At 71.9% G+C, this 25,993-nt stretch carries 21 protein-coding genes; 11 read left to right on the plus strand and 10 right to left on the minus strand.

All coding sequences use genetic code 11. The annotated features are described in order from the left end of the window. Nucleotides 1-145 precede the first annotated feature (145 nt). Nucleotides 146-1,162 (minus strand): NsdA family TPR-like regulatory protein, encoded by a 1,017-nt coding sequence (locus FHS29_RS12280; RefSeq protein ID WP_512700865.1) that lies wholly within the window; start codon nucleotides 1,160-1,162, stop codon nucleotides 146-148. A gap of 438 nt (nucleotides 1,163-1,600) precedes the next feature. After that, complete coding sequence (locus FHS29_RS12285) at nucleotides 1,601-2,503, minus strand: acyl-CoA desaturase (RefSeq protein WP_184690875.1); 903 nt, start codon at nucleotides 2,501-2,503, stop codon at nucleotides 1,601-1,603. A gap of 370 nt (nucleotides 2,504-2,873) precedes the next feature. On the opposite strand from FHS29_RS12285, the gene FHS29_RS12290 reads away from it, so the two are divergent. The 3 genes from FHS29_RS12290 (at nucleotide 2,874) to FHS29_RS12300 (ending at nucleotide 3,864) form a co-directional block, all read left to right on the plus strand. Then, nucleotides 2,874-3,344, plus strand: a complete 471-nt coding sequence (locus FHS29_RS12290; protein WP_184690701.1) for a DUF5994 family protein — start codon at nucleotides 2,874-2,876, stop codon at nucleotides 3,342-3,344. A gap of 212 nt (nucleotides 3,345-3,556) precedes the next feature. Then, nucleotides 3,557-3,709: a DUF6307 family protein gene (locus tag FHS29_RS12295; RefSeq protein ID WP_184690702.1), complete on the plus strand. Its 153-nt coding sequence runs from the start codon at nucleotides 3,557-3,559 to the stop codon at nucleotides 3,707-3,709. Further along, nucleotides 3,706-3,864 (plus strand): hypothetical protein, encoded by a 159-nt coding sequence (locus FHS29_RS12300; protein ID WP_184690703.1) that lies wholly within the window; start codon nucleotides 3,706-3,708, stop codon nucleotides 3,862-3,864. Before FHS29_RS12295 ends, FHS29_RS12300 begins: the two co-directional genes overlap by 4 nt. Here the strand turns inward: FHS29_RS12300 and FHS29_RS12305 are convergent. Both FHS29_RS12305 and FHS29_RS12310 read right to left on the minus strand, forming a co-directional pair. Beyond that, a complete protein-coding gene (locus tag FHS29_RS12305) occupies nucleotides 3,849-4,493 on the minus strand; it encodes a response regulator (protein WP_184690704.1) in 645 nt (214 codons plus the stop codon). The genes FHS29_RS12300 and FHS29_RS12305 overlap by 16 nt on opposite strands. Next, a complete protein-coding gene (locus tag FHS29_RS12310) occupies nucleotides 4,481-5,704 on the minus strand; it encodes a sensor histidine kinase (protein WP_184690705.1) in 1,224 nt (407 codons plus the stop codon). The genes FHS29_RS12305 and FHS29_RS12310 overlap by 13 nt, the downstream gene beginning before the upstream one ends. A 131-nt stretch (nucleotides 5,705-5,835) precedes the next feature. Between FHS29_RS12310 and FHS29_RS12315 the strand changes: the two genes are divergently transcribed. Both FHS29_RS12315 and FHS29_RS12320 read left to right on the plus strand, forming a co-directional pair. Then, on the plus strand, nucleotides 5,836-6,591 hold the full coding sequence (locus tag FHS29_RS12315; RefSeq protein ID WP_184690706.1) for an ABC transporter ATP-binding protein: 756 nt from the start codon (nucleotides 5,836-5,838) through the stop codon (nucleotides 6,589-6,591). Between the two features lie 3 nt (nucleotides 6,592-6,594). Beyond that, on the plus strand, nucleotides 6,595-9,120 hold the full coding sequence (locus tag FHS29_RS12320) for an FtsX-like permease family protein (protein WP_184690707.1): 2,526 nt from the start codon (nucleotides 6,595-6,597) through the stop codon (nucleotides 9,118-9,120). Between the two features lie 107 nt (nucleotides 9,121-9,227). On the opposite strand, the gene FHS29_RS12325 is transcribed toward FHS29_RS12320, so the two are convergent. Continuing rightward, on the minus strand, nucleotides 9,228-10,595 hold the full coding sequence (locus tag FHS29_RS12325) for a serine hydrolase domain-containing protein (RefSeq protein WP_184690708.1): 1,368 nt from the start codon (nucleotides 10,593-10,595) through the stop codon (nucleotides 9,228-9,230). 224 nt (nucleotides 10,596-10,819) lie between these two features. On the opposite strand from FHS29_RS12325, the gene FHS29_RS12330 reads away from it, so the two are divergent. Then, nucleotides 10,820-11,695: a serine hydrolase gene (locus tag FHS29_RS12330; protein WP_184690709.1), complete on the plus strand. Its 876-nt coding sequence runs from the start codon at nucleotides 10,820-10,822 to the stop codon at nucleotides 11,693-11,695. 163 nt (nucleotides 11,696-11,858) lie between these two features. Here FHS29_RS12330 and FHS29_RS12335 read toward each other — a convergent pair whose 3' ends face one another. Beyond that, on the minus strand, nucleotides 11,859-14,000 hold the full coding sequence (locus FHS29_RS12335) for an ATP-binding protein (protein ID WP_184690710.1): 2,142 nt from the start codon (nucleotides 13,998-14,000) through the stop codon (nucleotides 11,859-11,861). A 208-nt stretch (nucleotides 14,001-14,208) separates the two neighbouring features. On the opposite strand from FHS29_RS12335, the gene FHS29_RS12340 reads away from it, so the two are divergent. Next, nucleotides 14,209-15,240 carry a hypothetical protein gene (locus tag FHS29_RS12340; RefSeq protein WP_184690711.1) on the plus strand — a complete coding sequence of 344 codons (1,032 nt, stop codon included), beginning with the start codon at nucleotides 14,209-14,211 and terminating at the stop codon, nucleotides 15,238-15,240. Nucleotides 15,241-15,245: 5 nt separating this feature from the next. On the opposite strand, the gene FHS29_RS36265 is transcribed toward FHS29_RS12340, so the two are convergent. Both FHS29_RS36265 and FHS29_RS12355 read right to left on the minus strand, forming a co-directional pair. Continuing rightward, nucleotides 15,246-16,895, minus strand: a complete 1,650-nt coding sequence (locus FHS29_RS36265) for a ScoMcrA-related endonuclease (RefSeq protein ID WP_221455766.1) — start codon at nucleotides 16,893-16,895, stop codon at nucleotides 15,246-15,248. A 37-nt stretch (nucleotides 16,896-16,932) separates the two neighbouring features. After that, nucleotides 16,933-18,780 (minus strand): DNA/RNA helicase domain-containing protein, encoded by a 1,848-nt coding sequence (locus FHS29_RS12355; protein WP_184690712.1) that lies wholly within the window; start codon nucleotides 18,778-18,780, stop codon nucleotides 16,933-16,935. A 102-nt stretch (nucleotides 18,781-18,882) separates the two neighbouring features. Here FHS29_RS12355 and recQ point away from each other — a divergent pair, with 102 nt between their 5' ends. Both recQ and FHS29_RS12365 read left to right on the plus strand, forming a co-directional pair. Further along, entirely contained in the window at nucleotides 18,883-20,682 is a 1,800-nt protein-coding gene (recQ, locus tag FHS29_RS12360; protein ID WP_184690713.1) for a DNA helicase RecQ, read from the plus strand. Next, complete coding sequence (locus FHS29_RS12365) at nucleotides 20,679-21,488, plus strand: pentapeptide repeat-containing protein (protein WP_184690714.1); 810 nt, start codon at nucleotides 20,679-20,681, stop codon at nucleotides 21,486-21,488. The genes recQ and FHS29_RS12365 overlap by 4 nt, the downstream gene beginning before the upstream one ends. Here FHS29_RS12365 and FHS29_RS12370 read toward each other — a convergent pair. Then, nucleotides 21,485-22,063, minus strand: coding sequence for a TetR/AcrR family transcriptional regulator (locus FHS29_RS12370; RefSeq protein ID WP_312864879.1), 579 nt, complete (start codon nucleotides 22,061-22,063; stop codon nucleotides 21,485-21,487). The two genes, FHS29_RS12365 and FHS29_RS12370, sit on opposite strands and share 4 nt — an antisense overlap. 86 nt (nucleotides 22,064-22,149) lie before the next feature. Here FHS29_RS12370 and FHS29_RS12375 point away from each other — a divergent pair, with 86 nt between their 5' ends. Both FHS29_RS12375 and FHS29_RS12380 read left to right on the plus strand, forming a co-directional pair. Next, nucleotides 22,150-23,451: an APC family permease gene (locus FHS29_RS12375; protein ID WP_312864880.1), complete on the plus strand. Its 1,302-nt coding sequence runs from the start codon at nucleotides 22,150-22,152 to the stop codon at nucleotides 23,449-23,451. A gap of 60 nt (nucleotides 23,452-23,511) precedes the next feature. After that, nucleotides 23,512-24,012: a hypothetical protein gene (locus FHS29_RS12380; protein WP_221455767.1), complete on the plus strand. Its 501-nt coding sequence runs from the start codon at nucleotides 23,512-23,514 to the stop codon at nucleotides 24,010-24,012. Here FHS29_RS12380 and FHS29_RS37650 read toward each other — a convergent pair. Beyond that, nucleotides 23,981-25,987, minus strand: a complete 2,007-nt coding sequence (locus FHS29_RS37650; RefSeq protein WP_184690715.1) for an NACHT domain-containing protein — start codon at nucleotides 25,985-25,987, stop codon at nucleotides 23,981-23,983. The genes FHS29_RS12380 and FHS29_RS37650 overlap by 32 nt on opposite strands. Between the last annotated feature and the right edge of the window lie 6 nt (nucleotides 25,988-25,993).

Below are 25,993 nucleotides of genomic sequence, written 5' to 3' on the forward strand. Positions count from 1 at the left end.
GCGGTTCACGTCGGCCATGCCCGCCTCCCACCGCCCACCTGCCCGCGGATCGCCGCACCTGTGCGGGTCGGCGAGCGGCGCTGCCACCAACTGACGGGCCTGGCACCGCGGTGGACGCCATCGCGCGGTACGACCCCGTGCCCGGTCACGGCGGGCCGTCCCGGGCCGGCTGGAACGCCCGGATCCGCTCCACCAGCGCGCGTGCACCGGGGTGCGCCTTGCGGCGGGCGGCCTCGTTGCGCAACGGCCGCAGCCGATCGGCGGTGCGGGTCGACACCAGCTGCCCGCACAGCGTGACCACCTGCTCGCCCAGGGCCACGCCGGCGTCCACCTGGTCGTCCAGCAGGTAGCAGGTGGCCAGCGAGATCAGGCTGAACGCCCGGCTGCGCGCCATGTCGGGGCCGAAGCCGTCGACCGCCTCCTCCAGCGCGGGCACCGCGAGGGCCACGTGCCGGGGGTCGACGGTCTGCGCCAGCTCGGTGCGGACCACACCGGTGATCGCCGCCCGGTCGGCGGCGGTGAAGAACGCCACCCACCCCGGCAGCGGGCCGTCCCCGGCCGGCGTGCCGCCCACCCGGGCCAGCAGCGCCACGGCGTCGTGCTCCGCGCCCAGCCGGGCCAACGCCCACGCCTGGTTGGCGTTGAGCAGCGCCACCTCCAGTGCCGAACTCGTCCGGGCGGCCCGTTCGCCGAGCTGGAACTCGGCCAGCGCCCGGGCGGTCGCGCCGCCGTGCAGCCGCACCCGGCCCATCCGGTAGTAGACGTTGGCGGTCAGCGACGCGTTGCCGACCGAGGCGGCCAGTCGCAGCGCGGTGGTGAAGTGCCGGAGCGCCGCGTCGTCCAGGCCGGTGTCGAAGGACGCCCACCCGGCGAGGTTGTGCAGGTCCGCCACGGCGGTATGCAACGGGACGACGACCTCCCCGGCGCCGGGGAGGTCCAGCAGCGCGACGGCCGACGGCAGGCGCGCCACCGCCGCCGCCCTGGAACGGCCACCGCCGTAGCGGTAGTCCAAGGCCCGCAGACCGCTGGTGAACGCTTCCAACTCCGCTACGTCGGCTGCTGTCACCCGCGGTGGTCCACTCCCGCCTGGTTCCCTTCCCGGTGGTCCCTTCCTGGGTTCCTCGGGATCGTCCACGGCCCCAACGGGTTCGGGCCCGAGCATCGCTCACCTCCGGCAGACGCCAACCACGGGCAGTCCGCCGAGGTCCGGAGCGGCACGTACGGGGCTAAGCGTCCCACGTACGTGGCCGTACCACCGGTCAGCTGAACCCGAACGGGCTAGTGGAAGTGCGTACGACCACCCGATAGGCGTGCGGCTTCGCTCTCACCGGGTGGCAACCGCCCGCGTCATGCGCGACAGGGGCGGTTCCACCGAGCGGTGTCCGACGAGACCGGGTCGTTCCACGCACCTCGTGGTGAACGCCATCGGCTCACTGGAGCCCTGACTGTTCGACGGCCGTACCGGCCCTTGGGGTGGTGAGGTGCACGTGGTCCGGAGCCGATGCGGCACTCCCGACAAGCGCGACACTACACCCGTTTTCCCTGGTCGGACGATCACGCACGGGTGGCCTTCGCCGGTGTCGTTCACCGCGGTCGGCGGTCAGGCCGTATTGCCCTTCAGGTTGCGGGCCAGCCGTTCCGGCTTCGGCCAGCGGACCCTGGTGGCCCAGCCCAGCAGCTCGAAGCCCCGGATCAGCCGGGCCGAGATGTCGAGCTGGCCGCGCCGGACGCCGTGCCGGGCGCAGGTCGGGTCGGCGTGGTGGGAGTTGTGCCACGACTCGCCCATGGACAGGATCGCCAGCGGCCAGAAGTTCGCCGACTTGTCCCGCGCGGTGAACGGCCGGTCGCCGATCATGTGGCAGATCGAGTTGACCGACCAGGTCACGTGGTGCAGCACGGCGACGCGGACCAGGCTCGCCCAGAAGAACGCGGTCAGCGCACCCCACCAGCTCATGCTGATCAGGCCGCCGGCGAGGGCGGGCGCCAGCAGGGTGACCGCGGTCAGCACGGGGAACAGGCGGTCGACCCGCTGGATGTCCCGGTCGGCGAGCAGGTCGGGGGCGAACCGGGCGGCGTTGGTCTGCTCGCGGTCGAACATCCAGCCCATGTGCGCGTGCCAGAAGCCCTTGGCCAGCGCCCGGCCGGAGGTGCCGAACCGCCACGGCGAGTGCGGGTCGCCCTCCCGGTCGGAGAACGCGTGGTGCCGGCGGTGGTCGGCGACCCAGCCGACGACCGGGCCCTGCATGGCCATGCTGCCGGTGACCGCCAGCGCGATCCGCAGGCCCCGGTTGGCGGTGAACGCGCCGTGCGTGAAGTACCGGTGGAAGCCGACCGTCACGCCCAGGCAGGTCAGGGTGTAGAAGAACGCGGCCAGGCCGATGTCGACCCAGCCCAGTCCCCAGCCCCAGGCCAGCGGCACGGCCGCGGCCAGCGCCAGGGCCGGCACCACGGCGAACAGCTTGACCAGGAACATCTCGGTCGAGGACTTCTCGCCCGCCAGCATCGGCTGCGGCGACCCGGGGGCGCGGTCGTGGGGGAGGGTGGTCCGGTTCATCGAGCGGTACCTCCGTGCGTGCGGTGGTGGGTCTCCCGCCGCCGGGGTCCTGGGCGATCGAGTGGGGAGGACGACAGCCGGCGCAGCAGCCGGAGCGATTGCCCTCGGGAACGTCGAATACCCGCTGGCCCGGGGGCGAAACCGGCGGGCTCGCGGCGTTCGCGCCGGACCGTTCCGGCGGTTGGCGGGCACGGGGAGCTCCCCGGTGGCGTAGCGTGGGGCGTACCGAGGGTATGTCGAGCGCCGGTGGTCGAACCGGTGTCGCCTTGGGCGCACGACGAACCGGTCGGCTGGTCCGGCCGGAGGCGGGAGCGCCGGGATGACCTCGGACCTGCTCACAGCGACCACCGACCCGGCGGCGCGGCAGCGCGGCGTGCGGTTCGCCCTGAAGCCGGGCGCGGCTCCGCGCGGGCACGTCGACGGGGCCTGGTGGCCGTGGTCGACCGACCCGGCCGCCGAGTTCCCCGCCCTGGTCAGGGCGTTGGCCGCGCGCGGACCCATCCGGCGGGCGTCCTACCACCTCGGCGTCTGGGACGTCATCGGGCGCCGGCTGACCGTGGACGGCGTGGTGGTGCGGATGGAGGGCTTCCACACCACGCAGCCGGACACCGTGACCCTGATCGGGCCGCACCTCACCCGGACCAAGCTGCTCCTGGTGCCGCCGGGCACGCCGGGCGACACCGCCCGTGCCGTGCTGCGGTCCGCGGCCGACCCCGACAACGCCTCCACCGCCGAAGAGATCCTGACCTCGCTCGGCGCACCCCGGAGCACCGTCGCCGTGCAGGGATGAACCCCTTCGCGGTGCTCGACTTCCGCGCGCCGACCGTCCACTGTGGAATGGGCTTCGAAGGGCGATCCGGCCCGTTCGCCGGCCGTGCGGCGGGCCGTGGTGTACTCTTCGGGTATCGGGATTCGCGCCATCGCGCACCCGAACCCACCTCGCGCCGTGCGGCCTCCGGTTCAACCGTGAGCACGCACCGGGCGCGGAGAAAGTCGGAAACCATGTCTACCCAGTACGTTTCCCGTTACGACGCCCGAGTGGACCTCGTGCGCCGGACGCTGCGGGAGCACTCGAACCTCGAAGAGAAGGCGGCGGCGGACCTCGCGGTGCACGTCCTGCACGTGTTGGACCACCTGCCGGAGCAGGTGCGATGACCGAGCCGAACGACCTCTTCAGCCACCCGGACACGCACCGGTCGGAACCGGCGGACGGCCACCGGGACGACCGCCAGCGGTCCTACACCGACCTGTTCCGCGAGCCGGTGGACCCGTCGCAGCCCACCGGGCAGCCGGGTCAGGCGTTCAGGTAGGCCAGCACGGCGAGGACGCGGCGGTGGCCGCCCTCGTCGTTGGGCAGGGACAGCTTGGTGAAGATGTTGCGGATGTGCTTGAGCACCGCGCCTTCACTGACCACCAGGGTGTCCGCGATGGTGGCGTTGTTGTGGCCCTCGGCCATCAGCGCCAGCACCTCGCGCTCCCGGGCGGTGAGCGTGGCCAGCGGGTCGTCGGGCTTGCGGCGGACCAGGAGTTGGGAGATCACCTCCGGGTCCATCGCCGTGCCGCCCTCGGCGACCCGGGTCAGCGCGTCGACGAAGCGCTCCACCTTGCCCACCCGCTCCTTGAGCAGGTAGCCGACCCCGCCCACGCCGTCCGCGAGCAGTTCGGCGGCGTAGCTGTTCTCCACGTACGCCGACAGCACCAGCACCGGCAGCCCGGGGTGCACGCGACGGGCCTCCACGGCGGCGCGCAGGCCTTCGTCGGTGAACGTCGGGGGCAGGCGGACGTCCGTCACGACGGCGTCCGGTCGCATCCCGGCGATGGCGGCCAGGAACTCCGTGGTGTTGTCCACCGCCGCGACGACCTCGATGCCGGCGTTGCCCAACAGCAGCGTCAGGCCTTCGCGCAGCAGCACGTCGTCCTCGACGATCACGACCCGCAAGGCAGCTCCACTCGCAACACGGTCGGGCCGCCGAGCGGGCTGCTCAGTTCGGCGTGGCCGTCGAACGCGTCGGCACGACGCTGGATGCCGACGATACCCGTTCCCAGGTTGCCGTCCGCCCCGCCCCGCCCGTCGTCGCGCACCGTGATGAACAGCTTGTCGTCGGTGGCCTCCAGGCGGACGCTGGCGTGCTCGGCCGCCGAGTGCTTGGTGATGTTGGTCAGCGCCTCCGCGACGATGAAGTACGCCGCCGCCTCGATCGCCGCCGGCCGCCGGCCGATCGGGGCCACCTCCAACGTGCACGGCACCGGGCAGCGGGCGGCCAGCGCCGACACCGCGCCGTCCAGGCCCCGGTCGGACAGCACCGGCGGGTAGATGCTGCGGACCACGTCCCGCAGTTCGGCCAGGGCGTCGATCGCGGTGTCCTGCGCTTTGCGCACCAGGTCGAACGCGGCCTCCGGGTCACGCGCGCGCATCTGGTCCGCGATGCCCAACTGCATCACCACGGCCGCGATCCGGGCCTGCGCGCCGTCGTGCAGGTCACGCTCGATGCGGCGCAGTTCCGCCCCGTGCGCCTCCAGGGCGCCCGCGCGCGACGCGGTGAGCTCGGCCACCCGGTCGACCAGCGAGACGCCCTCGGCGGGGGAGAGCATCCGCTGGGCGAAGCGGGCCTGCCACCGCGCGAACCGGGGCAGCTGCAGCCACAGCAGGCCGTAGAACACGCCGATGGCCACGGCCAGGGGCGCGGTCGACCACGAGTCCACGACGAAGCCGAGCGAGGTCTGCACCCCGCCGGGGACCAGCCACCAGTACACCGGGATGAACAGGTGGTTCACCGCGCTGATGGGCAGCGCGACGGCGAGCGTCCCGAGCAGCAGCCCCACCGGGCCGTGCACGAGCAACCACACCAGGTCACGCCTGGTCGCCGGGTCGGTCAGCACCGTCCGCACCTGCGTGAGCACCGGCCCGTCGGGCAGCCGGTACGCCGCCGGGATCGGCGTGCCGAGGAACGCGCCCGCGCGCCCGCGCTCCACGTCGACCAGCCTGCGGACCAGCCGCAGCGCCTCCGGCACGGCGGGCAGCCCGATGCTGATCAGGCTCAGCCCGGCCACCAGGAAGATGCCGGTCAGGGCGAGCAGCGACAGCAGCGCCGTGCCCGCGCCGACGAGCAGGTACCGGGCGGCCGTCCACACAGGAGCAAGGCGGGTCATGGCTCGATTGTGCCCAACGATCCGCGTTCGCACGGTAGTGCGGGCACTACCCCGGTCGGGCTGCCTGAGGGATCGAGATCCGGCCGGCCGGGCCGCAGGCTTCTCCACGACACGACGGAGAAGGGAACGTGATGGTGGCAGGAACGGTCGCCGTGGACGCGGCACACGCGTTGCGGCTGGAGTCGGTGCGCAAGGTCTACGGCTCGGGTGTGAACGCGGTCACCGCGCTCGACGGGGTCACGGTTGGCCTGCGCCGGGGCGCCTTCACCGCGGTGATGGGCCCGTCCGGCTCGGGCAAGAGCACGTTCCTGCACTGCGCGGCGGGCCTGGACCGGCCCACGTCGGGACGGGTGCTGCTGGGCGAGACGGACTTGGCGGGGCTGAAGGAGAACGCGCTCACCGAGTTGCGCCGGCAGCGGATCGGGTTCGTGTTCCAGGCCTACAACCTGATCCCGGCGCTGACGGTGGAGCAGAACATCACGCTGCCGCTGCGGTTCGCCGGCACGCGCCCGGACAAGGCGTGGCTGCGCGAGATCGTGGAACGGGTGGGCATCGCGAACCGGCTGGAGCACCGGCCGGCCGAACTGTCCGGCGGGCAGCAGCAGCGGGTCGCCATCGCGCGTGCCCTGGTGACCCGGCCGGAGGTGCTGCTGGCCGACGAGCCGACCGGCGCGCTGGACACCCGGACCGGCCGTCAGGTGCTGGAGCTGTTGCGCGGTTTGGTGGACACCGTCGGGCAGACCGTGCTGATGGTCACCCACGACCCGGTCGCGGCGTCCTTCGCGCACAGCGTGGTGTTCCTGGCCGACGGCCGGCTCGCGGGCGAACTGCACCAGCCGACCCCGGACCTCGTGGTGCGGCGGCTGACCAACCTCGGGGAGTGGTGAGCCGTGCTGAGCATCGCCTGGCAGTTGTTGAAGGCGCGCAAGGCCGCGTTCATCGGCGCGTTCCTGGCCGTCCTCTGTGGCACGGCGGTGGTCGCCGGGTGCGGGATCCTGATGGAGTCCGGTATCCGGTCCGGGGTGCCCACCGAGCGGTACGCCGCCGCGACGGTCGTCGTCGGCGGCGGGCAGGTCGTGCGACCCGAGGGCGCAGCCGCCCCGCTGTCGTCCCAGAACGTCGGCACGCTGCCGACGGTGCCGGACACCCTGGTCGGGAAGGTCTCGGCGGTGCCGGGGGTCGCGAAGGCCGTCGGGGAGTCGACGTTCCCGGCCCGGGTGGTGACCGGCGGTGTGTTCGACGCGCTGGGCCACAACTGGGACTCCGCCGTGCTGACGCCGTTCACGTTGCGGGACGGGCGTGAGCCGGCGAGCGGGGACGAGGTCGTGCTGGACGCGGAACTGGCCGAGCGAGCCGGTGTCGCGGTGGGCGGGCGGGTCGAGGTCATGACCACGTCGACACCGACCGGGTACGACGTAGTGGGCATCGCCGCGCCGGCGCAGGGCGTGACCAAGCAGTCCGGGCTCTACTTCACCGCCGCGCAGGCGGACCTGCTCTCCGGGCGGCCCGGTCGATTCCACGCCATCGGTGTGTTCGCCGAGCAGGGCGTGACCGATCTCGCCGAACGGGTCGAGCAGGCGTTGGCGGGCGAGGACGTGACGGTCGCGGAGGGCAAGGACCGGGGGACGGTGGAGTTCGCCGCGGTCGGGGAGTCCCGGACGATGCTGATGGCGATCTCCGGGTCGTTCGGCGGCATCGCGATGATGGTCGCGGTGTTCGTGGTGGCGGGCACGCTGGCGCTGTCGGTCGAGCAGCGGCGGCGCGAACTGGCCCTGCTGCGGGCGATCGCGGCGACCCCGAGGCAGATCGGGAAGCTGATCGGCGCGGAGACCACGATGGTCGCGGCCCTCGCGGCGGCGCTGGGCTCGGTGGCGGGCATCTTCGTCGGGCACGGCCTGCGGGACGCGTTCGCCGCGATCGGCGTCATCCCGCACGAGTTCGCGCTCTCGGTCGGCCCGCTGCCGCTGCTCGTCGCGTTCCTGCTCGGCCTCGGCGTGGCCCGGCTGGCGGCGTGGGTGGCGTCCCGCAGGCCGTCCCGGATCCCGCCGACCGAGGCGTTGGGCGAGGCGGCCGTGGAGCGGCCCGACCCGGGGCGCTGGCGGGGCGTGGCGGGGGCGGTGTTCCTGCTGCTCGCCGCCGTGATGGCGACCATGCCGCTGTTCCTGGACGGCGAGGTCGCGATCGTCATGGCGTCGACGTCCGTGCTGGTGGCCGTGATCGGCATGTCGTTCCTCGGCGCGCGCGCCGTCGCGCCCATCGTGCGACTGGCGGCCGTGCCGCTGCGGAAGTTCGGCGCCACCGGCTTCCTGGCCGCGGCCAACAGCCAGGCGAACCTGAAGCGGGTCGCCGCCGCGCTGACCCCGTTGATGCTGTCGATCAGCTTCGCGCTGGTGAGCTTCTTCAGCCAGACCGTCACCACGGCCGCCGGCGAGCGGGAAACCGAACTCGCCACCGCGGCCGACTACGTGGTGTCCGCGCCCGGCGGCGTCTCGCCCGAGGTGGCCGAGGCCGCACGGGGTGTCGACGGCGTGGAGGCGGCGGCCTCGGTGGTCCGGACCCGGGTGATGGCGGAGGTCCAGGACGGCGAGTCGACGCGGATCGAACGCGTGCCCGCGCTCGGTCTCGACGACAGCCGGGGCGCACTCGACCTCGGTGTGCTGTCCGGGAACCTCGCCGACCTGCGCGGCGACACCATCGCGCTGAGCAAGTCCGAAGCGAACTGGCTGGACGCGCGCATCGGCGACGAGGTGGAGCTGTTCCTGGACGACGGCCGGCCCGTGAAGCTGCGACTGGTCGCCACCTTCGACCGCGACCTGGCGTTCGGCAAGCACGTGCTGCCCGCCGAGCTGGCCCGGGCGCACTCCGCGGCCCGCCTGGACAGCTCGGCCCTCGTCCGGCTGACCCCGGACGCGGACCGCGCGGCGGTGGCCGGCGCGCTCGCCGAACTGGCCGGCCGCTACCCCGGCACGACCGTCACCGACCGGTCCGCCATGGCCCCGGCCGAGAACAGCGACCGCCGCGTCCAGTTCTGGGTCAACCTGGTGGCGGTGGGCGTGATCCTGGGCTACATCGCCATCTCGGTGGCCAACACCCTCGTGCTCACCACGGTGCAGCGGCGGCGCGAGTTCGCCTTGCTGCGCCTGGTCGGCGGCACCCGCCGACAGGTGCTCCGGATGATGCGCGCCGAGGCGCTCACCCTGGTGGGCATCGCGATCGCGGTCGGCACCCTGATCCCCGCGATCCCGCTGGTGCTGCTGAGCAGCGGCCTGATGGGCACACCCCTGCCGACCGGCCCGATCGGCGTCTACCTGGCGATCATCGGCTTCGCGGCCCTGTTGGGCCTGCTGGCCCTGGGCTTGCCGACCCGGCTGGCTCTGCGCGCCAGGCCGATCGACGCCATCGGGATGCGGGAGTAGATGGAGTGGTGCGCGGCCTCACGGGAGAGGACGGCCGCGCACCACATTCCACTGCGTCACGACGTGATCGCCGTGACGCAGTGAAACCGAGAACCCGTGCGCCGGGGCTACTCCGCCTCGGCGCGACGCGCTGCCCGGCTGCTGAACAGGTACTCGGCACGGCCCCGCTCGTCCGAGCCGACGAGGGAGTACACCGGGTAGCGGCCGTGCTCGCGCTCGATGCCGATCAGCCGGTCGTCCGCCAGCCGGACCACTTCGACGCGGCGGCGCGCCATGATCATCCTCGCCTCGTCGGTGCGCGGGATGGTCTCCACCCAGCCCCGGCCCTCGTCGTCCACGGTCACCGCGTACGCGATCATGGGCGTGTTGTAGACACCGGAAATCCTTGCGGCGTCGAGGGGTTCCGAGGTCGCGGGCGGCGTGGGGAACGCCGGCACGTCGGCGCCCGCGTACTCGCGCAGCACCCCGACGACGAGTTCCTCGTACACCTCGAGCCCGGCCACGCCGTTGGTCAGCAGTGCGACAGCGATGCCGGCGCTGCCGGAGATGCGCAGGAACGCGGCCTGCCCGATGGTGCCGCCGTCGTGGCCGAACACGTCCGCACCGAAGTCGAACAGCTCCCAGCCCAGACCCCACTTCGCGGCCAGGCCGGCGGTGAAGGGCACGTCGGTCTGGGGCTCCCGCATGGCCTTGGCGCTCGCCTCACCGAGGATCGGGCCACCGCCGTCCAGGTGCGCCTTGGCCCAGCCGAGCAGGTCACGGGCCCGCATGGCCAGCAACGCCCCGGCGGGGGCGTTGGACGCCGCCAACGACCAGACCGGTGCGACCACGTCGCCGTCCTCGCCGGGCAGGTGGCCCACGGCGGCGCGGAACAGGATCGCCTCGTCGGCGTTGGTGGCGATGTGCGTGAGACCGAGGGGCTGGGCGATCCGCTCGTGCACCACCGCTCCGAACGGCTTGCCGCGCAGCACCTCAACCAACCGGCCCAGCACCACGTACCCGCTGTTGCAGTAGGAGAACATCGCACCCGGCTCGTGGACCTGCTCCGCGTCCGCGATCGTCGCCAGGAACTTCTCCACGGCGTCGTCGCCGCGCCCGGTGTCGTGGAACAGGTCGCCGTCCATGCCCGACGTGTGGTCGAGCAGCTGTCGGGTGGTGATGGCGGCGTTGGCGCGGGCGTCCGCGATCCTGAAGTCCGGCAAGTACTCCACCACCGGCTCGTCCAGGTCGACCAGGCCGTCGTCGACGAGTTGCATGACCAGGGTCGCGGTCCACACCTTGGTGATCGAGCCGATCTGGAACACCGAGTCGGTGGTCGTCTCCACGCCGGTGGCCAGGCTCAGCACACCGGCGGCGGCGTCCACGACCTCGCCGTCCACCAGCACCGCCGCCTGCGCACCCGGCACCCCGTGCGCGGCGACCAGCTCGGCCAGCCGACCGGGCAGCCAGGCGGCGATCTCTGCACTGCGTGACATGCGTTTCTCCTCGCGGTGGGGACTCCTGTGTCCGAGGTCGGGCCGCCCGTGCCGCCGGGCCGGGTGTCGGTGCGACGAATTTCCCCCATGGTGCTGGTGAAGCGGTTGTGCGGGCTTCGTCGGATCGCACAACTGTGCGTCGTCCGGTTCGTCGATCACGACGACGCGCTCAGGGCTCCGGTAGTCGTCAACTGAAGCCCGGCCCGCGACGGAGGGGAACGGACATGGAGACCGCGAACGATGTGGTCGGTGAGATCCGGGAGCGCGCCGACGAGGTCGGTGTCCGGGTTTGGCTGCACGCCACCGATCTGGACGGATCCCGTCGGGTGGACGTCGACGGGGACGAGCCGGTGGTGTCGGCCTCGGTGTTCAAGGTGCCGGTGGCGGTGGAGCTGGCCAGGCAGGGCGTCGCGGGGCAGGTCGACCTGTCCGAGCGGATCACCTACGTGGCCGGCACCGGCACCGACTCGCCGTACGGGCTGGCGACCTACCGGCACGACGTGACCATCTCGTGGCACGACCTCGCGGTGCTGATGATCGGCGTCAGCGACAACGTGGCCACGGACCTGGTGGTGGAGCGGATCGGGCTGCCCGCCGTGGCCGCGCTGCTGGCCGACCTCGGGTTCACGCACACCGCCGTGCCGTACGACTGCGCCGGGATGTTCGAGTGCCTCGGCCCGGACGTGACCCCGGAGTTCTTCGCCGGGCTTTCCCGGGAGGAGCTGTTGGAGCTGCCCATCCTCCAGCCGGCGCTGACCTGCCGGACCACCGCCGAGGAGAGCACCCGGCTGCTGGGCATGGTGTGGCGCGACGAGGCCGCGCCCGCCGAGGCGTGCGCCGACGTGCAGTACTGGCTGGGGCACCAGGTGTGGCCGCACCGACTGCGCTCCGGGTTCCGCGAAGACGGCATCAGGGTGTCCGGCAAGACCGGCACGCTTCCCTTGGTGCGCAACGAAGTCGGTGTCGTGGAGTACCCGGACGGCGGTCGGTACGCGGTGGCGGTGTTCACCGAGGCGTTCGACACGCGGATGCAGGCGCCGGAGAGGGACGCGTTCATCGGGTTCGCGGCGGCTCGTGCGATCTCCTGGCTGCGTGCGTGAACACCGGTCGGGTGCAGCGGTTCACCGACGCGCTGCCGTCCCTCGGCAGCGCGTCGAACGGCAGCGCACGAGACCCGACGCACGACGAAGATCGAGAACGGTCAAGGTACTTACAGCACGGAGGAGCACGCACCCATGCGCAGGTAAACGCTCTCCGGTGGGGTCAAGGGATCGTGGCCATCAGGTCGCGCACGGCGTCGGCTTCCGCCGGCCGGTGCTGGGAGCGGTACAGCGCATGAGCTCTGGCGAGGATTTCGCGGGCTTCCCGGTGTTCGCCCAGCCCGGCCAGCGAACGGCCCAAGCCCGCCAGGCTGTCGGCCGCGCCGTAGGCGTTGCCCAGTTGCTGCCGCAACCTGAGCGCGTCGCGGAACAGTTCGGCGGCCGTGGCGTGTTCGCCGGAACGGATGTGGACATCGGCCAGGCAGTCCAAGGACGCCGCTTCGCCGTCGAGGTCCCGCAATTCCCTCGACAGCTCCAACGATCGTCCGCACAGCGCCCGCGCCGTCTCGTGGTCTCCCAGCCTTGCCTGGTAGCTGCCCGCGAGGTTGAGCGCCCGCGCCTCCCACATCGGGCTGTCGGCGCTGCGGAACAAGGGAATCGCCAGCATCGCGTGCTCGAGGGCCGTCGAGTAGTCGTTGCGGACCTCCCACGCATAGGCGAAATCCTGGTGCGCACGAGCTTGTTCGCGGACATCCCCGACCTGCTCGGCCAGGTGCAGCGCGGCCGTCAGGTGCTCGACGGCTTCACGGTGGTGGGACTTCCGCGAGGCGGCGTAGCCCAGGTACCGGTGCGCCCGGCCGGTAAGCCCGTCATCGCCCAGCGCCCTCGCCGCGCCGAGCGCGTCCTGCCACATCGCGAAGTGGTCGTGCACGTGCCCACGCCGCCAGTGGAACGTGTCGAGCGCATAGGCCAGTTGCCACACCTGGGAGTGCCAGCCGCGAGCCACGGCCAGCCTGCACGCCGCGAGGAGGCAAGCGTGCTCCGCGTCGAGCCAGGCCAGTGCGGAGGCGCGGCCCCGGAATCCCGATGGGCGGCAGTCGGGCCCCGGCTCGGCGACCAGCGTCGGTCTCCGCCGGCCGTCGACCTGGGCCGACGCGGCGACCGCGCTGTGCACGTAGAAATCCACCAATCGCTGCTGGGCGGCGGTGCGCTCGGCAGCGTCGTCGACCTGCTCGGCCTTCTCCAGGGCCCATAATCGAACCAGGTCGTGCATTCGGTAGCGGCCGGGCGCGTGGTTCTCGACCAGGTGCGCGTCCACGAGGTTGCGCAGCAGCCGGCGGCTCTCCGCATCCGTCGTCCGCGCGAGGTTCGCCACGGCGGGGAGCGTGGTGTCGGGCGCGGTCACCTCGCCGAGCATCCGGAACAACCGCGCCTCGGACTCGGACAGCGCCCGGTACGAGGAGTCGAAGACGGCGCGCAGGTCGTTCTGCCGGATCCTGCTGTGGAACGCGTCGAGCCGCTGCTCCGCGTCGCGCAACTCGGCGACGAACTCCTCCAGCGGGAAGTTCCGGTACTGGCTCGCCCGGGCGGCGAGGATGCTCAGCGCCAGCGGGAGCCGGCCGCTCAGCCGGATCAGGTCACGCACGGCGTCGGGTTCCGCGTCCACGCGGTCCGTGCCCAGGTAACCGACGAGCAGCCGCTTGGCGGCGTCGGTTGTCAGCACGTCCAGCGACAGCAGCCGTGCGCCGTGCGCGGTCGCCAGGCCGTCGAGCGCGCGCCTGCTCGTCACGAGCACCGTGCACGTCTCGCTGCCCGGCAAGAGCGGTATGACCTGCTCCTCGTCCACCGCGTTGTCCAGCACGACCAGCATCCGACGGTCGGCGACCAGCGTGCGGTAGAGCGCGGCCTGCCCGTCCAGGTCCGCCGGCATCGAGTGCGGGGCGACGTGGAGCGCGTCCAGGAACCCCCGCACGGCTACCGCCGGCTCCAGCGGCTCGTCCGCCGGGTCGAAGCCCCTCAGGTTGACGTAAAGCTGCCCGTCTGGGAACCGGCCGCGGTTCTCGTGCGCCCAGTGCAGCGCCAGCGACGTCTTCCCGATGCCGCCCATCCCGCCGATCGCCGAGATCGCGACCGTCGCCCGCGCATCGCCGTCCACGGCCTCGGTCAGCGCGGCCAGTTCGGCGTCACGGCCGGTGAAGGAACGCGGCCGAGCGGGCAACTGGCGCGGCGCGGGTTGGTCCGGCGTGGCGGGAACGTGCAGGTGCACCCCACCGGAGATGTTCTCCGCCTGCACGGCGGCGCCGAGCAGCACCGCGTTGACCTCGTTGGCCGTCGCGCCTTTCGGTGCGGTTTCCGGCGGACACATCTGTCACTCCAGGCGTTGTTGCCGAGACGAGTGACCGCGAGGATAGCTCGATGGGAATCGATCGTCGGGCAGTTCCCCGGATTCACCCGAACGCCACGAGAATAAGTGGCATCGATCCACTGTGGACGATATCGGGTGGAGGTGCCCCGGTCGATGTGGGATTATTCCACCCGGTAGTGCGCGCGTTCGACCGACCAGGGGATTCGCCTTGACTCGTTTGTTGATCCAGCCGGTGGCCAACCCCGAAGCCGAGCGCAACCGGAGGAAGACCCTGCACCACGAGGTCGACTTCCGGGTCGCGAGGCACTGGTCGGCGCTGACCGGCGACCAGCGCGCACTCCTGTCGGGCCTGCACCCCGGCGGCACGGCTCCGTTCTGGGGCACCCGGGCCTTCCTCGACCGGCGGATGGCCGAGGTGACGGTGGGCGACGTGGCGCTCTTCGCCTGGAAGGGGCACATCCGGGCGATCGGCGAGGTGGGTGCGTCCTTCCGCAGCCCGGCGTTCGCCGACACGCTGTGGAAGGAGGCGCCGGACGAGGACACCTTCGTCAACGTCTACAGCATGATCGGCTTGGACGACACCGTCCTCATCCCGTACCGCACCCTCAAAGCGGTGTCGGGCGGAAAGCTCCGCGGTCCTTTCCTGCAAGGCGTCGTGATCGACGACGCGGTGGTCGTGGACCAGGTGATCAGCGGTCTGGGCATCGACCGGTCGACCGTCGCGGCCGCCGAGGAGGCGCGCGAGGAGTACATCCGGTCACAACTCGAACGAGGCCTGGCGATCGAACTCGAACGCATTCACACCACTCAAGCCACCTATTCCCGCTCCGCGCGTTCCATCACGGTCCGCCGGGCCGAGTCGCTGTTGGTCCACGAATACGCCGAGGCCAATCCCGAGGCGCGCTTCGAACGCATCACGTCCGAGGCGGGGATGTCCGACATGTACACGGTGGGCTCCGAGGGCGCGGAGGTGGTCGAGGCGAAGGGTGGTATCAGCCGGGACCGCGTCCGCCAGGCCGTGGCCCAACTCCTGCACTACGCGCCCCGGTGCCCGGACCGCGTCGTCCGCCTGACGGCCCTGTTCCCGGCCCGTCCGGCTGATGTCGACATCGAACTGCTGCACAGCGTGGGCATCGACTGCGTGCACCGGACGGGCCCCGGCGAGTTCGCCAAGATCCCCGCCCCGGCCGCCCGACGCGTCCACATGCTGCCGGTGTGGAACGACGACTTCCCCGAATAGCCCGGTCAGGCCGGCGGGGTGATGTGGCACAGGCTCCGGTGGTACCGGACGTGCGCGTCGTCGATGTCGTGGTCGGGATGACGGCGCAGCTCGCCGACCTCTTCGCTGTTGTGGACCAGCCGGACGACGCCCTCGTCGTCGACGTAGATCCCGAACCGGTCGAACTGCGCGTGGCAGTTGGGGCACAGGCACAGCGCGTTGCTGATGTGGTCCGGTCCTCGGTGAGGCTCGCCGAGGCCCCTGATGTGCGCCGCCTCGCTGTGGAAGCCGACGCCGGTGAGGAGGCGGGTGCCGCAGAACTGGCAGGTGTCGTCGTAGAGCGCGGTGACCTCCTCGGCGATGCTCCGGATCCGCTCCGCGGTGTCGCCGCTGCGCTGCCGGCGCGAAACCGGAGCCTCGCGGTCACCGGCGGGCTTGGAACGGCTGCTCGCTCGCGCGTAGCCCTCGAGTCCCAGCCGCGCCAGCAGGTCCTCGTCCTCGGCGATGCGGTTGAGGTGACGGCTGCGCAGAGCGGTGATCGCCCTCGTGCGCACCACGACGGACTCCAGCAGCCTGTCGCACTCGTCGTCGAACCCCGCGAGCGGATCGGTGTTGTCCAGGTCCACTGTCCACACGTCGGTGTTCTGCAAGTGCCAGAACAGGTCCGCGACGACCTCGGGACCGGGGTCGTCGTCGAAATCGCGGAGCAACTCGCCGACACCGCTGCGGAAGTCCTCCTCGCTGTGCCACCTCTTCCGGTGTGCCACTCGTTGGCCGATCGTCCACAGCAGGGCGAGCGCCTGGCGTTTCCTGATTCGCTCCGCCGGTTGGTCGCGGTCGAGGGTGATCAGCCGGTTCAGCATGTCCTCCGCGGAGAACAGCCGCGGCTTCGCCACCGTCGAGTCGCGGGCCGGTGACTCGAGCCGGAAGGCGTCGGGCGCCTGCATGAAGTGCCGCACCGTGCCCAACCCCGCAGCGTTCAACGCGGGGCGTGCGTCGAGGGGCGGGTCGTAGAGGCGGACATCGCCCAAAGCGGCCATGTGCGTGAAGGTCCGGCCCTGCCGGTCCGATCCCCAGATGGAGGCCGCAGCCTGCTCGTTGTCGAACAGGTGCAGGATCACGGCTTCGGCGACGAAGGCGTGTTCGGCGTGGAACAGCACGTGGTCGCCGACCCGGCGTGCGGCCAGAGCTTTGGCCTTGGCGTGGTAGCCGTACTTCGGAGCCGTGTTGCCCCACAACTTCGCGACGCCGTCGGGGTAGAGGGCTTCGAGTGCGGCGAGGTCCGGCCCGAGCGCCTCGGCGTGCTCTGCCAGTACGACGCCCTTCACGACGGTGTTGGCGAAGTGCGCAGCTCCGCCGTCGCGAAGGCCGCGCGGCTGGAGGAATACCCGACCAGGAGGAGCCATGCCCTCGACGCGGAAGCCGAGTGCGGCGAGGTGTCGTCCCACGGTGGCCCGACCGCCGCTGAACTCGTCGGGTGTCAGCGCCGTGCCCGTCAGGTGCCTGTGCGCGACACCCACGATCGCTTTGGAGTCGTACCTCCTGCCGCCGTGGACGAGCAGGTACTGGCGTGCCTCGGCGTATCGGTACTTGGCCAGGAATGCGTCCTTGCCCAGTTCGTCGTACTCGGCGATCGCGGCCGACACGTCCTGCCGGCGGACGTCTGCATACCCCATGATCCGAGAATAGGAGGGAGCACCGACATCCCCGGGGTCAACACAGGCCGGCCAGGAAGCGCTGGGTCTCCGGGTCGGTGGAGTAGAGCCGGCAGCCCGACGTCGCGCGGCTCGCCAGGACCCAGTACGTGTTCAGGGCCAGTCGCAGGTAGCGGTCGGCCGGGAGGTTCTTCATGGCCGGGTCGTGGCTGCGCGCCGAGTCGGCGACCCAGCGGTTGTCACGGCGGACCAGGTCGGGGCCGAGGATCACGCCGCCGTAGTCGTACTCGAGGCCCTGGCTGGTGTAGATGCAGCCGACCTGGTCCTGGCCGCCGGGATCGGTCGCCCAGAAGGCCCGTTTCGGGGCGGTCACCTCGCCGTCGGGTCCTCGGTGCACCCGGCCGGCGTTCCACGGCCGCCGCCAGGTCCGCTCCACCCCGTGGTCGGTCCACGTGATGGCGATGTCGTCGTGGAGCGGTTCGTTCGCCGGGCGTTTGGGCCACTGCCAGCAGAAGCCCGCCGCGATCCGCGCGGTGTGGCCGGTCGCTCCGTGGTGTCGGATCCAGGCCTCCAGCTCGTCCGGGTCGCTCGCCACACCGGCGTCGTAGTCCGACCCCTGCCACGGTTCGGGCACGCCGTCCGCGGACAGCAGCCGGCCGAGCCAGTTCAGGTAGGCCTGCGACCCGCCGCAGCGGAACTGGCTGGTCAGCTCGATGTGGCGGAAGTCCGCGCCTTCGCGCTCGGCGACGTGCCGCAGTTCCTCGACGGTGAAGCCCTCGTTCGGCCGGATCACTTGGCGCTCGTCCAGCAGGAACACGCTGACCGGAGCGTTCCTGACCAGTCGCGCGACCAGGTGCGGATCCCGCCTGAGCCGCTGCGCCTCGTCCACCAGCGGGATGATGCCCTTGCCGTTGTGCGAGTTGGGATACGCGAACAACCCTCTGGTGCGGTTCCGCTCGTCGAGCGCTCGTACGAGCTGGTCCATCAGGGTGCCCGACGGCGTGAGCAGACGGGCAGCCGGCGCCGACTCGAGGTTCGGGATGTCGGCGAGCAGCCGCAGCGCGACCACCGTCTTGCCGGTGCCGGGCCCGCCCGTGACCGCGATGACCCGCCTCCGACCCGCGAAGGCTTCGGCCACCGCGTGGACGACCCGTACCTGGGCGGCCTGCTGGGCACCGAGCAGAACGAACTCGGACCTCTGCGCCAGCACGGCGTCGAGCTCGGCGAACAGCTTCGGCGACGGCCTGTGCTCGACCGCGAGGAACCGGGCCAACTGCCCCTCGGCCGGCGACCGGAGATCGTCGCACCGCAACAGCGCGGCCAGCTCGTGCGGTTCGGTGTCGGTCAGTTCACCGCGGGACAGGATCGGGACGTCCCCGCTGCCCGATCGCCCTTCGACCTCTTCCCGCAGCCGAGTCGTCACGTCGATCCGAGCGTTGTGCAACACCGCGACGCCACGGAACTCGAGGTCCAGGGTGGCGTCCTCGAGCCACTTCTCCAGGTAGCTCCGGTACCCCGCCGCCTGGCGACACGGGTGCACCCGCTCGACGCCGGGGGAGATCTCGACCTCCAGCCAGTCGGCCCGGCGGAACCGGTCCCACTGCTTGAGCTCCACGACGACCCCGGTCAGCCCGCCGTCCGGTCGAACGCCCAGCACCACGGCGTCGACCCGTTCACCGGTACCGGGCAACTCGAACTCGAACAGCAAGGCCAGGTCCGCCAACCCGGCCCGGAGCAGCGCACGCACCAGCGCCGGCCAGCTGTTGCGCCAACTGCCCACCTCGGCGTCGCCGGGCTTCTCACCCCGCCCGCGCCGGAACCGGTCGACGCACGCGGCCACGAAGCCGTCGAGATCGGACCGCAACGCCTCACCAGCGTCCCGAACGGTGCCTGCGTACACGTGCATGATCTACAGCTACCAAAGTCACCCGGCACTCGTGGGTCGTTCCGTCGAACGGATGCGCGGGCGGCCGAACGGGGTGTCGGGGTGGGTCGTTAGGATCGCCGGGTGGGGTCGCATGAGGTTCTGCGCCGGGTCTTCGGGTACGACTCGTACCGCGGAGATCAGCAGGAGATCGTCGAGCACGTCATCGGTGGCGGTGACGCGCTCGTTCTCATGCCCACGGGCGGTGGGAAGTCGTTGTGCTACCAGATTCCCTCGCTGGTCCGGGAAGGCGTCGGGGTCGTCGTCTCGCCGTTGATCGCGTTGATGCAGGACCAGGTCGACGCATTGCGCGATCTCGGGGTGCGGGCCGGGTTCCTGAATTCGACGCAGTACCCCGACGAACGGTCGCTGGTGGAGGCGGAGTTCCTCGCCGGCGAACTGGACCTGCTCTACCTCGCGCCGGAGCGGTTGCGGGTGGAGCAGACCGTCCGGTTGTTGGAGCGGGGGAAGATCGCGCTGTTCGCGATCGACGAGGCGCACTGCGTCGCGCAGTGGGGGCACGACTTCCGTCCCGACTACCTCGCCCTCTCCCACCTGCACGAACGGTGGCCCGACGTGCCTCGGGTGGCGTTGACGGCCACCGCCACCGCGGCCACCCACGCGGAGATCGCCGAGCGGTTGAAGCTGGCGGACGCGAAGCACTTCGTGGCCAGTTTCGACCGGCCGAACATCCAGTACCGGATCGTTCCCAAGAACGAGCCGAAGAAGCAGCTGCTGGAACTGCTGCGCAACGAGCACGACGGCGACGCGGGAATCGTCTACTGCCTGTCCCGCAACTCGGTGGAGAAGACCGCCGAATTCCTCAACCAGAACGGCGTCAAAGCGCTTCCCTATCACGCCGGGCTGGATTCCGGGACGCGGGCGAAGAACCAGTCCCGATTCCTGCGCGAAGACGGTCTGGTGATGGTGGCGACCATCGCGTTCGGCATGGGCATCGACAAGCCGGACGTCCGGTTCGTCGCGCACCTCGACCTGCCGAAGTCCGTGGAGGGCTACTACCAGGAGACCGGGCGCGCCGGCCGGGACGGGCTGCCGTCCACCGCCTGGCTCGCCTACGGCCTCCAGGACGTCGTGCAGCAGCGCAAGATGATCGAGGACTCGGACGGCGACCAGCAGCACCGCCGCCGCCTGGTCGCCCACCTGGACGCGATGCTGGCGCTGTGCGAGACCGTCGAGTGCCGCCGCGTGCAGCTGCTCGAGTACTTCGGGCAGGGCGGCGAGCCGTGCGGCAACTGCGACACCTGCCTCGTGCCGCCGGAGACCTGGGACGGCACGGTGCCCGCGCAGAAGGTGCTGTCCACCGTGTACCGCCTGAAGAACGAGCGCCGGCAGAAGTTCGGCGCCGGGCAGACCATCGACATCCTGCTGGGGCGCAAGACCGCCAAGGTGATCCAGTTCGACCACGACACCCTCTCGGTGTTCGGCATCGGCACCGAGCTGAACGAGAGCGGCTGGCGCGGCGTCGTCCGGCAGCTGCTCGCGCAGGGCCTGCTGGCCGTCGAAGGGGAGTACTCGACCCTCGTCCTCACCCCCGGCAGCGAGGAGGTCCTCTACCGGGGCCGCAAGGTGCTCATGCGGCGCGAGCCGGAGCGGGCCGCGAAGGTCAGGACGGCCAAGCCCAAGAAGGGCGAACCGGTCGACATGCCCGCCGAGGCCGCGCCGGTGTTCGAACGCCTGCGGGCGTGGCGCGCCGCGACGGCCAAGGAGCAGGGCGTCCCGGCCTACGTGATCTTCCACGACGCCACGCTGCGGCAGATCGCCGCGAACGCGCCCGGCACGCTGGCCGAGCTGGGCACGGTCAACGGGGTCGGCGAGAACAAGCTGTCCAAGTACGGGCAGCAGATCCTGGACACGCTGGCGTGACCGGGCTGCGGGCCGACTGCGAGCGGTGCTTCGGGCTGTGCTGCGTGGTGCCGGCGTTCGCCAAGTCGTCCGACTTCGCGATCGACAAGCCCGCCCGCACGCCGTGCCGCAACCTGGCCGCGGACTTCGGCTGCGGCATCCACACCCGGCTGCGGGAACGGGGTTTCCGCGGCTGCACGGTCTACGACTGCTTCGGCGCGGGCCAGCAGGTCGCCCAGGTCACCTTCGGCGGGCGCAGCTGGCGGGACGCCCCGGAGACCGCCGAGCTGATGTTCGACGTCTTCCCGGTGGTGCGCGAGCTGCACGAACTGCTCTGGTACCTGACCGAGGCGCTCCGCCTGGACGCACCGGGACTGCACCACGCGCTCGCCGTGGCGAAGGCGGACATCGAGGAGCGGACCGCCGGCTCGCCGGAGGAGCTGGCGGGGACGGACGTCGAACCGGTCTGGCGCACGGTGAGCGCGCTGCTGGAGCAGGTCAGCGAGCACGTCCGGGCCTCCGCGACCGGGTCCGGGGGCAAAGCGGGCCGGAAGTCCAAGCGGGGCGCGGACCTCATCGGGAAGAACCTCGCCGGGGCCGACCTGCGCGGGGTGGACCTCCGGGGCGCGTACCTGATCGGCGCGAACCTCTCCCGCGCGGACCTGCGGTTGGCCGATCTGATCGGCGCGGACCTGCGCGGCGCGGACCTGTCGGGAGCCGATCTCCGCGAGGCGCTGTTCGTCACCCAGGTGCAGGTCGACGCAGCCAAGGGCGACGACCGGACCGCCCTCCCGCCGACGTTGACCCGACCGGGCCACTGGCCCTAGAGGCGCGCCAGAGCCCCTTCCACGACGTCCTCCAACGCCCGACGGTCGTGCGTCACCTTGCCGAGCACCCGCAACCCGTAATACGTGCTGAGGAAGAACCGGGCGCACACCAACGGATCCACGTCGCGGCGCAGCTCACCGTCGTGCTGGCCCAATGCGATGAGGTGGCACACCGCCCCCTCCAACCGCTCGAATTGCCGCCGCACCTGCTGCGCCACCAGGTCGTCGGTGCCGCCCGCGTCCACGGCGGCGTTGATCGCCAGGCAGCCGCGCCGGTCCGGGTCGGCCAAATCGGTGTCGATGACGGCCAGCATCAGCGCGCGCAGCCGGTCCTTCGCCGTGCCGGGGCCTTCCAGGATGGTGCGCTGCCCGCCGAACCCGAGTTCGGCGTACCGGCGCAGCGCCCGCTCGTACAGCCCGTGCTTGCTGCCGTAGGCGTTGTAGAGGCTGCCCCGCCCCAGACCCGTGCACGCGCACAGGTCCTCCGTCGAAGTGGCCTCGTACCCCTTCGACCAGAACACCTCCATCGCGGCGTCCACGACCGCCGCGTCGTCGAAAGCCCGTGGCCTGCCCACGATGTCGGAGCGTAGCCGGTCCGACACGCGGAGAAGAGCAGGTGAGACTATCCGCGACCGCCCGGAGTGCGGGAGGCTCTCTCGTTGTGGGCGAAAAGATCACGGGCTTAACCGTCGCGCAGGGCACCGCGATGTACGTCGGCGCGGTGCTGGGCACGGGAGTGATCGCGGTGCCCGCGCTCGCCGCGCAGGTGGCCGGTCCCGCGTCGCTGATCGCCTGGCTCTGTCTGGTAATGGTGTCCGCGCCGCTGGCCGCCACGTTCGCCGCGCTGGGTGCGCGCCACCCGGACGCGGGCGGTGTGTCGACCTACGCCCGCCTGGCCTTCGGTGAACGCGCGGCCACGGTGGTGGGCTGGTGCTTCTTCTTCGCCGTGCCGCCGGGCACGACGGCGTCCGCGCTGTTCGCCGGTTCGTACGTGGCGGACGCGGTCGGCGGTGGGCGGGTCGCCCAGGTCGGCACCGCGGTGGTGCTGATGACGCTGGTCGCCTCCACCAACTGGGCGGGTCTGCGTGCGTCGGGACGGATGCAGCTCGCGCTGGCCGGGATGCTCGTGCTGCTCGTGCTCGGGGCGGTCGCGCTGTCCGCGCCGATGATGAACCCGGCGAACCTGGAACCGTTCGCCCCCAACGGGTGGACCGCGATCGGACCGGCCGCCGCGCTGCTGGTGTGGAGCTTCGCCGGCTGGGAGGCGATCACGCACCTGGCTCAGGAGTTCGGCAAGCCGCAACGCGACCTGCCGCGCGCGGTCGGGTTCGCGGTGCTCATCGTGGCCGGGCTGTACCTGTCCGTCGCGTTCGCCACGGTCGCCGTGCTCGGCGCGGACGCCGATTCCGAGGCGCCGCTGGGCGAGCTGCTGGCACGGGCGTTGGGCGGCGACCTGAAGGTGTTCGCGGCGGTCGTGGCCGTGCTGCTGACCGTCGGATCGATGAACGCCTACTACGCGGGCAGCGCGAAGCTGGGTGCGGCGCTGAGCCGGGACGGGGCGTTCCCGCGCAGGCTGTCCGGCGGCAGTGTGGCGGGCGAGGTGCCGCGGCGCAGTCTCGCGCTGCTGGTGGGTCTGTCGTTCGTGATCCTGGTGGTGGTCGTGGTGACCGGAGCGGGCATCAAGCTGTTGGTGCTGCTGACCACCGGGCAGTTCGTCGCGGTGTACGTGATCGGGGCGGCGGCGGCCGTGCGGCTGCTTCCCCGGCGCAGCAAGGCCCGCTACACGGCGGTGCTCGCGCTGGCCGGGGTGTTGCTGCTGCTCGTGGTGTCCGGCGTCTACATGCTGCTGCCCGCACTGGTTGCCGTGCTGGCGCTGCTGTTCCTGCGCTGGAACCGCCGTCGGCGCGGTTCGCTGGACCCGGACGGCAACCTCTCGGCGGTGGAGCTACGTCGACGGACGTAGCCGCGCGGACCGCCGCACGACGGACGTGGTGACAAGCCCCGCACCGGCATCCTTCACCGCATGGAGCCATCGCCCACCGCGAAGTCGCGGCCCACCCGGAAGCCACCGCCCGCGGTGAAGTTACCGCCCACCGCGCGCAAGACCTCGGTCCTGCTGCACGTCGTCTCGTCCGTCGGCTGGCTCGGCGTGACGGTCGGGAACCTCGTCCTGGCGCTCGTCGCGTTCGACCGACCCGAGCTCTACCAGGCGATGGCGCTGCTGGGCGACTACGTCGTGCTGCCGATGGGCCTGGTGTCGCTGGCGACCGGGGTCGTGGTGTCCGTGGGCACGAAGTGGGGCCTGGTGAAGCACCGCTGGGTGCTGGTGAAGTTCGTGCTCACGGTGATCGCCGTGGTGGCCACGACGTTCGCGCTGCGATCCGGCCTGCACGACGCGGCGGACGGCACGGTCGGCACGGCGGGCACGGACGTGCTGGTCGCGTCGTGCGTGTCGTTGACGATCTACACGTTCAACACCGTGCTGTCGGTGTTCAAGCCGTGGGGTCGGACCCGGTGGGGCTGAGGCCCTCCCACCGGCGTTCCACGGTCGCGCCCAGCTCGACGGGGTCGCACTCGGCCACGTGGTCGCGCACTACGGAGTGCGGGAAGCGGTGGTCGTCGACGAGCAGCACCCGGTCTCGCGCGGACTGGATGATCGCCTTGCGCCGCAACGGGAACTCGTCCAGCGCCAGCGGTTTCGCGAGCAGTTCGGCGACCGGCTCGAACGGCCGGGCGGCCACCGGGGTCACCGCGAGCCCGATGAGCAGCCCGGTCACCGGCCCGATCGCCTGCCACTGCGGCGCGGCGCCCAGGCCGGCCGCGAGCCCGACCCCGGCCAGGCCCGCCACCGGTAACGAGCGCAGGCCGCGGCCCGCCGGAGGAAGGTCGCGCAGGCTCTCCCACAACTCGGTCAGCCCGCCGGTGAACACGCCGACCGCCGCACCCGCGCACAGCCCGATCCCCAGGGCCGTCAACAGGTCCGCCGACGGTCCGGTCCAGATCATCACGCCCGCCGGCAGCAGCGCACCCGCCACCGCCCAGTACCGGTCCCGCGTCACGCCCAACGCCACCAGGAACGTGACGGCCGGCACGAACCCGAACGCCGCGTACTCCGGCCAGCGCGCCACCTGGGCGCCCAACCACCTGCCCGCCGACGACAACGCGCCGACGCACACCGCGCCGGCGACGAAGCCCGTTGCCGCCCAACGCAGACCGCGTGACCGGTCGCCCACCGGGGCGGGAAAGCGCCCCTGCCGCAACCCGATCGTGCCCACCGCCGCGACCGCACCGGTCGTCAGCCCGAACTCCAGCCCGAGGACCAGGCACAGCGCCGTCGCCGCACCGGCCAGCGCACCCGGCCCGGCCCGCCGGAACAGCCGCCACACCGCCGGCGCGCCGACGAAGTCCAGCCACACCTCCCGGCGCGGCAGCCGGTGCCGGGCGGCCAGGTCGGCCCGGCGGCGGGCGATCCGGGCCAGGAAGCGCAACGCGCGCAGCGTGCGTTCCGCGCGCCCCGGCCCCCGTGCGGCCGACTCGACCAGGTACGTGTCCAGCACACCGCGGTACTCCGCCCGGCCCGCCCGGTAGGCCAGCGCCAGCAGCCCGAACGCCAGTGGCGTGCGCACCTCCTCCCACACGTCCGGGTCCTTGGCCAACACCTCGTGCAGCCCGTCCAGCCGAGGTCCGCAGGCGGCGATCAGGTCGAGCACGTCGGTGCGCCGCAACGGTTCCACGTGCACCACGTCGTAGCGCGGCAGCCGCAGGTAGTCGTCGGTGGAGCAGCACAGCACCACCTGCGGCAGCTTCAGCGCGGTGATCCACGCCAGGCACTCGGCCCGGTCCGCCTCGGGCACGTCGTCCAGCCCGTCGAACAGCACGGTCAGCCGCCGGTCCCGCAGCCAGGTCCGGCCCAGCCGCGCCCCGATCCGGTACCGCCGGGCGAGCGTGGCGAGCAGCCACTCGCCGAAGTCCTCGTCGCGCCGCCACGTGCCCAGTTCGACCAGCACGGGCACCGGCCGGCCCTCGTCGCCCTTCGCGCGGTTGAGCAGCGTCTCGGCCAGTTCCAGCAGGAGGGTCGTCTTGCCCGCGCCCGGCTCTCCGGTCACCACCAGCGGCGCTTTGACCCGGGTCGGCAGCCGCGGCCCGATCCGGGGCGCGACACCGAGCTTGAGCCGCACCTGCTCGGCCAGCGACCCGTCCTGGCGGGCCCGGACGTACCGCTCCACCCGCTCCAGCGCGGCGGTGCGGTTGGCCGGGTGCGCGGGCCGGCGCTGCACGAGCACGGCGCTGAGCGGTTCCCACACGGCGAGCGCGACGGTGACCGCCGACAGCAGCACCAGCGACGGCCACAGCCACGTCGCGTACGGCCCGAGCACGCGGGGCGCGGAACCGCCGGTCGCCGCGTTGATGGCGATCGGCAGGAGCACCAGACACGTCACGCCACCCGCGCCGATCAGAGCGATCAGGCGCGAGGTGCGGGCGAGTCTCCGGTGGTCCATGTGCCC

The organism is Saccharothrix tamanrassetensis, from assembly GCF_014203665.1.
Classification (GTDB): domain Bacteria; phylum Actinomycetota; class Actinomycetes; order Mycobacteriales; family Pseudonocardiaceae; genus Actinosynnema; species Actinosynnema tamanrassetense.